The organism is Alteromonas algae (genome assembly GCF_049117195.1).
Lineage (GTDB): Bacteria > Pseudomonadota > Gammaproteobacteria > Enterobacterales > Alteromonadaceae > Alteromonas.
On record NZ_CP185260.1, the window covers coordinates 3,918,716 to 3,930,663 of the forward strand.

Genomic DNA, 11,948 nt, shown 5'->3' on the forward strand with positions numbered 1-11,948 from the left:
GCAATAAAATATGAACAACAAACTGAGTGAAAGTAATGTAGCCTCGTTTAATATCGGAAAAAATTCATACCTCGGAGAATTAAAGTTAAATGGAAGAGATACATTATTAAGAATTTGGGGGGATACAAGAGAAACTTCTGTTATCGGTCATAACTTACCAGAGCAAATTCATGCCTCATTGAATGACTTAACTAAAGTTTCACTCATCGGAATACATAACGGTGGCGGTGGAACTATATCAAAACTGCAAGAAGACAAAAGTTACCACAATCGACATTACTGTAAGGTATATCCTGAATTTGTACTGTATGGCAATAGATATATCAATTACAAAGAGCGTTGTTTTGAGTCATTGCGTCTATTTTTTAACCACTCCACTGTTCTGTTCAATGACGATGAAGCATTCAATGACATAATTCACGCAAAAAAAGAGGTAGTAAAAAATCTACTATTAAAGGAATTAGAAACATCTAAAGAACTGTATGGGTTTGATAAATCGGATAGGGAAATGACCGTAGGGGAATATCCAAATATTTCTCTATTTACTGGAAGTTTCCAGATCCACTCATTCGACAGTCCATATGGCAGAATTGAGATATCCAACTGTCCTCAGAGAACGAGTGCAAGTTCTAAAGGATATAGCCTAACTAACAGAGCATCATGCACGATTCACTTTAGCGAATTGCTTTCCTTCGAAGAAGCAAATGAAAAAGTAGCACCTTTACTCTCAGTTTTTGAACTTATTTTAGGAAGTAAGCTAAGAATCGATGATTATCAACTTTCTGTAAAATCTGAATCAGAATTTCCAGAAATCATAGACGTATACAGATGTATAGACAAAGGATCTAGTTACGAAAATGAAGATGAAGAGCCTCATCTCGGACAACCACTTATTAAGGTAAAGCAAAACCCTTCTGAGTTTGAAAATGTGGTTAACAAATGGATCTCTAGTCATGTTGCTTGGCAGGATTCAAGGTGGCAATTCTTCGGCTCATTCACAGAAACACTCTACACTACAGATCGCTTAGTTAAAGTAGCAAATATGTTTGACATTGTTCCAGACGAAGCGTACGGAAGAAAAGTTAATTTAACGTGTGAGTTAATAGAAGCAAAAGAAAAAGCAAGAAGCTTATTTAAGAACTTATCGCCTAGCATGGAAAGGGACTCAATCCTTGGTGCATTAGGAAGGATAGGAACAAAGTCTTTAAAACATAAGATACGAGATAGAGTAAATATAATAACTAACGCTAAACCTGGTTTAGTGGAGCACATCGAACTTGTTACAGATCATGCTGTTGATTGCCGAAATCATTTTGTGCATGGCGGAAATCGTAAGTTCGACTATTACAGTAATTTTGATTTAGTTTGCTTTTTTATAACTACACTTGAGTTTGTGTATGGTGCTTCATCGCTCATAGAGTTAGGTTGGGATATCGAGCGATGGAATCAACAACCGTCATTAAACCATCCTTTTAACTTTTATCTCGAAAGCTATGTAGTTAACCTAAATAAGTTAAATTCAATCATTTCCTAAAATAAAAATATCCTAATAGCTTTTCAATAAATTAATCGCTTAATCTTCTTTATATAAAATATCTGAAATTGCATGTAATACTGAAAGTGGAACAGTAACAAACCATTTTGTTTGTATACCCACTTTTTCTTCGTGCCTCGAATAAAGTTGGATACTACACAATGGCTCTGCGAGGCGGAAAGATGAATTCAACTTTATTATATAAACAAATCAGAGTTGCTAAATTCAATAAGCAATTAGCTTTAGCTCTAACCTTACATGACTTGCTATTGCAAGACGATAAAACACTAGCAGAGAATAGAATCCTTGACAGATCACATTTGAATAAATATCAGTTTAGAGGAAAAATAATAAGAACAAAAGAAGAACGTTTGAGCGTAGTTGATTACATCGAGTCAATTTATAAAAATGACAATAAATCCTTCAACTCTAAAAGGTTTAGCAAAGTAAAATTTAAATTCAAAAAATGGCTGGATGAAAATAGTCTTACCACTGGAGAAAAAAATTTATACGAAAAGATTCTGAAACATGTGAACACATCAAATAACGATAGAAGAATAAGTTTGGATAAGGTCAAAACTTCGCTTGAAAAGTGCGGGAGAATAAAAAGATATAATGATAAAAAAAAGGCGATTACTGAACTTGTTACATTATTTAACAAAACAATTGAGTTGGATATAGACTCAACATCACAACTGAACTGTCGAGTAGTATCTCTACTATTTAAAATACCTTTAAAAAATAAAGTTAAATTAACTTCAGAAGAGCAAGAAAAAATACTATTAAGCTATTTTTCAGAAAATTTTAGTCAATTTGAGATTATATATTCCGCACAGCATCTGGATGAAACTGTAGGACACGTTCATGCCATGCTAAATGGACTTAACAAAGAAACAAAAAAATATGACTTTGTCCAAAAACAATATGAATATATTTTGGAAAAAAAGCAACTATCAAATTTCCCAAAAAAATACTCTGAATGTGACATGTCCCAAGTAAGAAAAGTTGGCGAGGAACTCCAATATGATTTTTATGAATATGCCAATCAGTTAATCCAACACAAAGACTTTCAGTTTAAGAAAAAGATGTATGGATCAGAGGAAGAAAAAATACATGAACGTTCTCTAATTCGTACAGATACGAACAGACCTATTGCTGATAGAAACTTTAATACTGCGAAATATTACAGAAAAATTGCACTTAGTGCGAAACGCTCTTTCATTAACTATTCAGAAAAAATTGTCAAAATAGTCGAGTCTGCTTTAGGTTTTGCTAGAGAATATGCTTTTACTTCAAGCGATGAGATAATGAAAAGCTATAGGCAAGAGGAAGATCTACTACATGCTATAGACAAAAGCGTAGCTCAAAAAATAAACAACCACGCAAAAGAATTACAACCTACGCAAAAGCAGAAAAATGACTTTATCAGATCATCAAAGTAGCTGCGGATTACATCGATTTATAGGTAATACAGAGATTTTTTTTAACTATGCTAGTAATGCTACCAACTGTTCTTTCTTTTCATTAAAGGTAGCGTAGCTATCTTTTTACTTCAGAAATAAGTCATTAGTTGATCTGGCTTACACTAGAGATGACTAAAACATGAGAAAATTTAAAAACTGCTATTGCTAGTAAAGGTTATAAAAGATAGTAAGGATAGTTTGAAGCCTTATAGTCCGTGGCCTATAGCGCTTATTTGTGTAGTGAATTAATGCAGAGTATGTAGTGAATTAATGCGCATTGTGTAGTGAATTAATGCACTAATATTATTTGAGTTAGATGTTGACGTCCTAAAAATTTTTGATATAAAAATTATAATGGAGTTCAACAAATGAAAAATAATCCCACAGTTTACAAAAATAGTACACTTCACTTGTCAAGTTTACTACATAGCCCAATCTTCGCTTCTAAAAGCACAAATCTAAAAAATGATCTTATAGAAGTATCTGCTCTCAGTACACAAAATGAGAGAATTGTATACAAGGGACTTCTACTAGATGCCGACAGGGACTTCAGACTTTTTTCTGCAATAATGACTAAATTCTATCAAAATAATAAATTTAACGAAGTAGATAATTTCGATAGAAAGGTGGTTTTCAGTAAGGAAGAGTTATATGAAATCACAGGTATCGAGAGTAATAATAGGAACAGGACAGTTTTTCAGTCTCTTTTAGGCAGGTTAGAGAATATCGAACAAGCTAGATTAACTTTATTTAAATATGAAGAAGGTCAGAATGTTTTTGATGATTTAAAAGCTAAAAAAAGAATAAATTTCCCTCTTTTAGCGAAAACAGAGTATGACTTGGAGAGTGGAATTCTCTCTATAATGTTACATCCAGAGATTGGCAGTTTAGATTATCAAGCCTTTAGTAAGCAGTTTATCAATATGAATGAATATGACAAGTTAGGTAGCCAATATTCGAAAGCTATATATCTGTACCTAAAAACTAGGATTTTCAAAAACTCTAAAAATGTTATTTTGAGCGTAGATCTAGCTACGATATGGGACAGGATGACCCATTCAAAATCTATGTCTAATAGCGAGAAGAATAGGTGTTTAAAGTCAGCATTGATGGCTAATAAAGAAATTAAATTATTTAAAGACTTTAAAATATTAACAAGGGAAAGAAAAGTTAAAATAATTCTTAATCCCCCTAAGCAGGAGGAATTTATCCTACCTATGTAATTTTTGACATGCCAAACTTGGTTCTATCCTTTACGATCTTATAGATCACCCAGATGAACCTCTGGAAGAGTTTTACCGCAACGTTCATAGCCTAGCGTTTCTATTTCTAATTGTTCTTTTGTCATGTTTACCCACCAATCTTTTCTATGTAATTTCTGATATGTCTGTTGATGTGTTCTTGTAGCTTATTTAGTTCATTATTTAGATGTTCCTGCAAGCCATAATTGTTTAATTCATCCATTAGTGAAAAGAAGGTGACATCAGGAGCTATCCAGCTTATGTCGATGTTGTCATTTCCAATGTATTCAGGCCAAAGTTCAGGCTCGCCATACTCTTCTGCTATGTCTTCAACTGGCTCTGCATCACAATTTTCATTGTTGTTTAATGCTGACCGTAAAAACCTTTCTTCTGATGCAACCTGCATTTCGTAATGATCTAATATTGCTTGAATAGCTTGTTCTAATGTTTCTCTTCTGTTCATAAAAGCACCTATGTTGTTTTTGATATAGTTTACGTATATCAGAAATTACATAGTTGTAAACAGCATAATTATATAAGTTTAGATATATATATAATAATAATAAAATTCAATATTATCATATACTTATAATCTAACGAGTGGAAATGACGTAGCTTACGTACTTAAATATATAATAGTAAGCGGTTACATAAATGGTTACATTTATGTTTTATAAAGAATTTAAAAAAACTTAACATAATGATATAATTGCAAATATTCCAAACAATAAACATTCAGATCCAGAATATTGAATAATTTGCTACTGCACGCAGTAATACCGAAAAAACCCAGTCATTCTGGGCTTTTTTATTGTTAATCCCTATGATTTTTGAACGCTTTGGGCAGTCGTTTTTACGGAGGGTGCCGCAAACAGCAGCACCTTTTAAAGGGGTAAATTATTCTTTATTAGCAATTTTCTGAAGGTTGCTATGAATTTTAAACAGTACGATAAGCAATTCGCACCAGATTCTGGCGCCAATACAGCCTGATACAATAATAAATAGGCCGTAAATAAAGTTCGAGTCGTACCCTACAAACATGGTTGTTACGCCACTTATCACAGAACCTAGAAGCAGCAGCCAGTAGACAAACGTGATAATTTTAGGCGTTAGCATTGAGTCGAAGAAAAAAATATCTTTCATAATCATTCCTTGATGAAGTTTGCAGGTAGCAAGCTTTACTCTTAATGCCGCATCCTGCGACAAACTTCTCGTTGTTATTGTTGATTTATTATTTATAAGTATTGTGAAGAAGCTCACCAAGATAGTATAAACACCGAAAGATAAGTAACACAATGCTTTGTTATAAAAGAAGTATTAACGCTATTTGTGCAAGTTTGGCTACCCTGTATTCGTGTTACGCGGTTTTATCTGGCACACTCGTTACGCCTTCTTTTTTGGCTAACGCTATTAACGCTTTGTTATTCGGGAAACGCGTTATTGCGTCGATTAACAGTGCTTTTGCTCTCGACGTATCATCCATTTCGTATAACAAGACAATAAAGTTATGAAGGTATGCAGGTTCGTTTTGGCCCGCATCTAACCCTTTTTCAAACCATTGAAGCGCCTTTGATTCATCGGTTTTCATGAAGTGATTAGCCAGTAAAAAGTAAGCCAACCATTGCGTAGGCCACTGTTTTGTTGCGGTGTCTAAAAATGCCAGCGCACGCGACTCATCGCCCACCTTCAACATGTCATAGGCTGCGCTCGTATAGGTGAATGGCACCATTTCTGACGATGTAACGCCAGGTGGAACGGGTGCTAGATACCAATAATTACCTCGTGCCCATGTACGCTCAAACAGCTCAAAAGACATGTCGTGATCTGGGGTAACCCCCGTATGCAGCGTTACTGTGCCCTTTTCGCTATCAAAACCTGTTACTACCGCATAATGCCATTGCGGTAACAATTGAATAGATAAATTTTGGAAAACTATAACGGGAATGTCATCGCTAACTAATGCCATGATAGATGAGAGCGTTCCGCGGGCCGTATAAGGCAAAAAGCTATACTGGCGGGTTGCCGTTATCATCTCTAGTTGTAAGCTTCCATCCTTGTCAGGAATAAACATCTTAGGCGCAATATCGTTGGGAGATATATCGCTTCCGTAGAAGCCAAAGACTTCAGACAGAGTTGTCGGCCCGCAGTAAAATTGCTCTTGCGGATAAAAAGGAACCTGCTCAATGGTATGAGATGGTGGGAGCGACGCTAATCCTTGTTGCCGTAATCGGTCTGCTTGTGGCGTACCTTGGCAGCCTACCAGCAACAAAAAGCCTGCTAGTAAGCAGGCTTTCTTAAAAATCATTTCCATTTAATTAATTACTTACTGGACGTATAAAGGGGTATACATCGGTTACGCCTGCCAAATCAAGGATAGCGATAACAGCAAGTACAGTAAGAACAGCACCTACAATTCCGCCTGCAGGAGCTTGATTAATTTCATCGTTTAGCTGAGCAATTTCACTGTCGGTCATTGCATTTATACGGGCAACGGCGTCATTGCTGTTTACCCCTAAGCTCATCAGTTTATTTTGCACGTCGGCTCGGTTTACCATATCGATAAGCTGCGTTTTGTTGTATTGCGCCACTTGTGTTTGCATTACAGTATCTGAACTAATAGATTCAGCATGAACACTACCGGCCACTAATACACCCGCTGAAAGGCATCCAATTAATGTTGATTTGATAAGCTTCATTGTATTTCCTTTATTGTTTGCACAACACTAAAGCATAGCGACGGGTGTCGGTATGTTTGCATTATGTCGTTTTGCGAAGATGTGCAGTGTAAATCTCGTTCAACCGGCTAATTGCAATTACACAACGCCTCACCACCATCTTTGCTTTTATTTAATGTCACACTTAACTTTGCAAAGTTAACGCCAACCTTGTTATCGCTACTTTTGAAAATAAAAGCGCTATCATTTGGTGCAGATGAGCATACCCTATTGAAGGTACACCTATTTAAATATAGCCGATTTTTACTGGTAATAAAATTAATCCGCCATGAAGCACTTTTTTGCCACTATATTGCGCTTAACAATTGTTTATAAAGTGTTTTTACTTAGCTTTACGCAATAAAGAAGACTATTTTTATCGCGGCGAGTAACTGCATTAAAGGCATAGCCTGCCCATGTAACAACGCCACGTTCGCGACATCAATGTAGCAGTGCGCCTGAACGGCATACGTTTTTTTGCTCGCACAGCGCGACGCTATTTTTCGGGAATATTATTCCACCTTGCGTAATATTTTCTCAATGGCGTCTATGTGGACATATAGGCACGCCTCCTGAAACGAGCTCTAATAATTAGAACCCTAACTATTAAGGCATCACCATTGCCATCATCATTGCAAAAATTCATGCACTTTGTGCTTTTTTTCGTACAGAAATTGAAAATAAACCCTCCTTCTTTTAATAAACACGTTAAATAACACCCAGCTACAGCCTTGTTTAAAAACAATCAAAAACAACATAAGTACATGTTTTTTAAAATCTTTAATGGTTTAATAGACAGATTTACTGCTTGCACGGCAACATTATTCAATTGTTATTAATTGATTGTTCAATTAACATTAATATTAGTGTCACATCATATCTGTAATCTAAAAACTCATAACAAAATACATTCAACAGGAACTTTTATGAAACCTTACGTGCCTATGAAGCGAAGCTTAGTCGCACTATCTGTACTATCAGCGGTTACGCTAACGTCGATGTCAGCAACTGCACAAGAGGCCCCTGACAAGGAAGCCGAAGAGAAAGAAGTAGAAGCTATTCAAGTAACGGGGCGCAGCGTGTCGTATGCAAACAGCACTACGTCATCAAAAATGGTGAAGCAACAAACACCTATGACAAGCGCCTTGTCAATCATTGATAACCTGCCAGGCGTATTGATTAATGAGGGTGACCCGTTTGGCTCAGATGAATGGTCAACAAGTATCTCTATCCGAGGCTTTACCCTTGACCTAGAAGCACAACAAATAGGCATGACGGTAGACGGTATTTCTAATGGTAACTCTAACTACGGCGGTGGTACGAAAGCTAGCCGTTACATTGATACCGAAAACCTACTAAATATTGCAGTATCACAGGGTACTGCAGATGTTAGCTCTCGTTCAAATGAAGCACTAGGCGGCACACTCGATTTTAGAACAATCCTTCCTAGCTTCGACGAAAAAGTGACAGCAAGTGCGACGCTTGGTGAGTTTAACGCTCAAAAGTTTTATGTACGTTATGACACTGGCGAAATAGCAAAAGATACGTTTGCATGGGTTTCCCTATCAACGCAACAAAACGACGACTATATCGACGGGTCGATTACAAATACGCGTGATCACGCTGAAGCAAAAATTATTAGCCGCGTTAATGAAGTAGATTTAACCGGTTACTTCAGTTACGACGATGCCCAAGAATATACTTATCAACGTATTTATGGCCTAGGTCAGTATGAACAAAATCCAACATGGGACGGCTTAACCGAAGATTGGAGCGGTATTCCTTACCAAGACCAAGTTTATCGTGGTGGTTGGACAACAGAGCGCGAAAACATTTTCACTTACCTAAAAGCAGACTTCATGGTAGGCGAAGTGGATGTAAGTACTAACGTCTATTATCATAAAAACAAAGGTACTGGTGGTTGGATACCTTACTACATGGTTGACGTTACTGACGATGGCGCGGGTAACCCACACTCTGAACTCGACGCTTCGACAACGGCACTAGGAGGCGCTTCTCAAGGGCTTATCTATTTCGTAAACCGTGCTGGAGAGTCATTATCGCCAATCGATGGTTGTGAAAGCGCTGTAGCCTTCCCTTATGGTGGCGGCGGTGCAGCGATTGATCCAGGTTGTTATGAGCAAGGCGCTATTCCAGTAAGTTCTCGCCGTCATAGCCACTACAGCAAAGAGCGTTACGGTATAAACGCTGACTTCGTTTGGAATACCACCATTGCGGGTATGGCCAACACATTACGAAGCGGGTTTTGGTATGAAGATTACCAACGTGAAGAATACCGTGACTGGCATAAAACCATTGATGCGGCAACAGGCCCTCGCGCTGAAAACAATCCGTATTGGATCCAGTACAGCCGTGAATTCCCTGTTGAAACATTGATGTATTATGTGGAAGACGAATTAGATGCAGGTTTTGCTAAGCTTCGTCTAGGTGCAAAACAGTTTAATGTTGATGTAGAAAAAGTGGATCGTTTTACCGCCGCTAATAACCTTGCCGTATCATCAGATTCAGACGTACTTATTTCAGCAGGCTTTGTTGCGCCGATTACTGAAAGCCTAGAGTTCTTTGGTGGATATGCAGAGAACTTCGCAGCAATTAAAGACGCGGTATTAGAGCGTGACGATGCTGATGTAAGCGTGGTTGAGCCAGAAACGGCGGACAACATCGACGTAGGGTTACGTTACTCTGCACCTGGTTTCAACGCTAGCTTAACGTACTACAACATCAAGTTCGAAAACCGTATTACATTCATCAGCAACGAAGATGTAAACGGTATCGACTTCTTAGAGTCTGCAGCTGGCGGCTTTGTGAATGATGGTGGTGTAGAATCTGATGGTATCGAAGCGTCGATTGATTATCGACTCACTGATACGTTCACAGCCTATGTGTCGTACACCAAAAATGACTCGACCTACACCGACGAACAATTCCGTGGTAAAACGGTATTGGGTAGTGCACAAGATATGGCTGTCGTAAGCATCGACTATACAAAAGGCGATTTTTACGCCGGCTTTAGCACCAAATATGTAGGCGAACGCTTCTTAGACCAAGCGAATACACAGCGCGTTGACTCTTATACTGTAAGCGATTTATATGTTGGTAAAACGGCATATGATATCGGTGGCTCAATCGATAGCATTGAAATGAGCTTAACGGTTAATAACGTATTTGATGAAGAGTACCTAGGATCCATCGCGCAAAATGCGGGTTGGATTGGTGCGCCTAGAACGGCGGCATTCAATATTAAATTTGTTATGTAACACGCCACTAAACCACATGCGCATAAGCGCATGTGGTTTTTTTATTTGCACACAAGGCTACATCACCTATGTTTAGACTTTTAACACTTTGCACAGCACTGCTTAGCCCAATGGCGTTCGCTGATGCCCCATCACGCATCTTGTTTGGCTCTTGCTCACATCAAGACAAAGAAATTCCTATCTTTGAAAGTATTATTGACGATAACCCTGACCTCTTCATTTTTCTTGGGGACAACGTCTATGGCGACACAGAAAATATGGCGTCGCTGCAAAAAAAATATCAAAAACTAGGGGCTAAACCTGGTTTTAAAAAATTAAAGGCACAAACCGAACTCATTGCCATCTGGGATGACCACGATTACGGTGAAAATGACGCCGGCAAACACTTCCCTCAAAAAGAAGCTTCACGAGATATCATGCTAGATTTTTGGGGCGAGCCAGAGCAATCACTACGTCGTTCTAGAGAAGATGGTATCTATACCGCTTATGAGTATGGCGAAGACGACCAACATGTTCATGTCATTTTACCCGATCTTCGTTGGAATCGAGATGACATTGCCCATGTCACTCGCGCACAGTACGCCAAAGAGCGTAAACCTAAAAATATGGGGCCATACAGTGTTCATAGCGATCCAACGGCCAGTATGCTTGGGGAAAAGCAATGGCAATGGCTAGAAGAAGAATTGAAAAAACCTTCGCGCATTAAAATCATTGGCTCTAGCTTACAATTACTTGCCGACTTTACGGGGTGGGAGTCGTGGGCCAATTTTCCAGCTGACAGACAGCGTTTATTTTCACTGATCAAAAAACATAAGGTGAATGGCGTAATACTCATCAGCGGAGACACCCACTGGGGTGAGGTAAGCTATTATGATGAAAATATAGATTATCCTTTGTGGGAAGTAACTGCTTCTGGTCTTACGCAAGAATGGAAAGAGGTAAGTCCGAACAAACACCGTATAGGTCAATATACAAGCAACGTAAATTACGGGGCGCTGAACATAGATTGGGAAAAAAACGATCCTACTATTACGCTGGGGCTGTATGATGAGTCAGGAAGCGTTGTGAACGAACACACGTTTAGACTATCAACGCTTGAACCCTATCCGTAAAAATAGCTATAAGAGATTGCCATGCCAAAAGTAGGAATGGAGCCAATGCGCCGCCAACAACTAATCGATGCAACCATAGATGTTGTTGCAGAGGTCGGTTTAAAAAGTGCCACGATTAACCTTATCTCCCGTCGTGCCGGCATGTCCTCCGGTATCATTAGTCATTATTTTGGAGGTAAGCAGGCACTTATCGAGGCATCCGTTAGGTACTTACTTACGCAGTTAAAAATGGTGGAGTCTTCACAAACACCGCATGAAAGACTGATGAAAATTGTCGATCTCAATTTTTCTGATCTTCAACAAGCTGATGCGAGCACCAAAACATGGCTAAGTTTCTGGGGCCAGTCTATGCATGACCCCGATCTTTACCGTCTACAAGAGCTCAATAAGCGTCGTCTTGTTAGTAACTTACGTTACAGCTTTAAACAATTATTACCTGCTGACAAAGCCAGCCAAGCTGCAGAGGTCACCGCAGCCCTAATAGACGGCTTTTGGCTGCGCTGCGCACTAAGTCGTGCCAACCACGAAAAATTTAGCGACGCAAAAGCGCATTGCAAACACTACATAAATGACGTGCTAAAACAGCACGGTATTACTTAAACATTT

The 11,948-nt window shown here is 38.4% G+C and carries 10 protein-coding genes; 6 read left to right on the top strand and 4 right to left on the bottom strand.

The window, feature by feature from the left end; translation table 11 throughout:
* Window positions 1–10: 10 nt before the first annotated feature.
* The 3 genes from ACOJRU_RS17385 (at window position 11) to ACOJRU_RS17395 (ending at window position 4,220) form a co-directional block, all read left to right on the top strand.
* Window positions 11–1,534: a HEPN domain-containing protein gene (locus ACOJRU_RS17385; RefSeq protein WP_421132978.1), complete on the top strand. Its 1,524-nt coding sequence runs from the start codon at window positions 11–13 to the stop codon at window positions 1,532–1,534.
* A 182-nt stretch (window positions 1,535–1,716) separates the two neighbouring features.
* Entirely contained in the window at window positions 1,717–2,976 is a 1,260-nt protein-coding gene (locus tag ACOJRU_RS17390) for a hypothetical protein (protein WP_421132979.1), read from the top strand.
* A gap of 389 nt (window positions 2,977–3,365) precedes the next feature.
* Window positions 3,366–4,220, top strand: a complete 855-nt coding sequence (locus ACOJRU_RS17395; protein WP_421132980.1) for a RepB family plasmid replication initiator protein — start codon at window positions 3,366–3,368, stop codon at window positions 4,218–4,220.
* 127 nt (window positions 4,221–4,347) lie between these two features.
* Here the strand turns inward: ACOJRU_RS17395 and ACOJRU_RS17400 are convergent, their stop codons facing one another.
* From ACOJRU_RS17400 to ACOJRU_RS17415, 4 genes are all read right to left on the bottom strand, one after another.
* Window positions 4,348–4,701: a hypothetical protein gene (locus ACOJRU_RS17400; protein ID WP_421132981.1), complete on the bottom strand. Its 354-nt coding sequence runs from the start codon at window positions 4,699–4,701 to the stop codon at window positions 4,348–4,350.
* A 434-nt stretch (window positions 4,702–5,135) separates the two neighbouring features.
* The gene (locus ACOJRU_RS17405) at window positions 5,136–5,381 is read right to left on the bottom strand and encodes a DUF4282 domain-containing protein (RefSeq protein WP_421132982.1); all 246 of its coding nucleotides are present in this window, start codon (window positions 5,379–5,381) and stop codon (window positions 5,136–5,138) included.
* A gap of 214 nt (window positions 5,382–5,595) precedes the next feature.
* Window positions 5,596–6,549: a PA2778 family cysteine peptidase gene (locus ACOJRU_RS17410; protein WP_421132983.1), complete on the bottom strand. Its 954-nt coding sequence runs from the start codon at window positions 6,547–6,549 to the stop codon at window positions 5,596–5,598.
* Window positions 6,550–6,553: 4 nt separating this feature from the next.
* The gene (locus tag ACOJRU_RS17415; RefSeq protein WP_421132984.1) at window positions 6,554–6,934 is read right to left on the bottom strand and encodes a PA2779 family protein; all 381 of its coding nucleotides are present in this window, start codon (window positions 6,932–6,934) and stop codon (window positions 6,554–6,556) included.
* 944 nt (window positions 6,935–7,878) lie between these two features.
* On the opposite strand from ACOJRU_RS17415, the gene ACOJRU_RS17420 reads away from it, so the two are divergent.
* The 3 genes from ACOJRU_RS17420 (at window position 7,879) to betI (ending at window position 11,942) form a co-directional block, all read left to right on the top strand.
* Entirely contained in the window at window positions 7,879–10,230 is a 2,352-nt protein-coding gene (locus tag ACOJRU_RS17420; RefSeq protein WP_421132985.1) for a TonB-dependent receptor domain-containing protein, read from the top strand.
* 68 nt (window positions 10,231–10,298) lie between these two features.
* A complete protein-coding gene (locus ACOJRU_RS17425) occupies window positions 10,299–11,342 on the top strand; it encodes an alkaline phosphatase D family protein (RefSeq protein ID WP_421132986.1) in 1,044 nt (347 codons plus the stop codon).
* Window positions 11,343–11,363: 21 nt separating this feature from the next.
* Window positions 11,364–11,942, top strand: a complete 579-nt coding sequence (gene betI / locus ACOJRU_RS17430; RefSeq protein WP_421132987.1) for a transcriptional regulator BetI — start codon at window positions 11,364–11,366, stop codon at window positions 11,940–11,942.
* The last annotated feature ends 6 nt before the right edge of the window (window positions 11,943–11,948 follow it).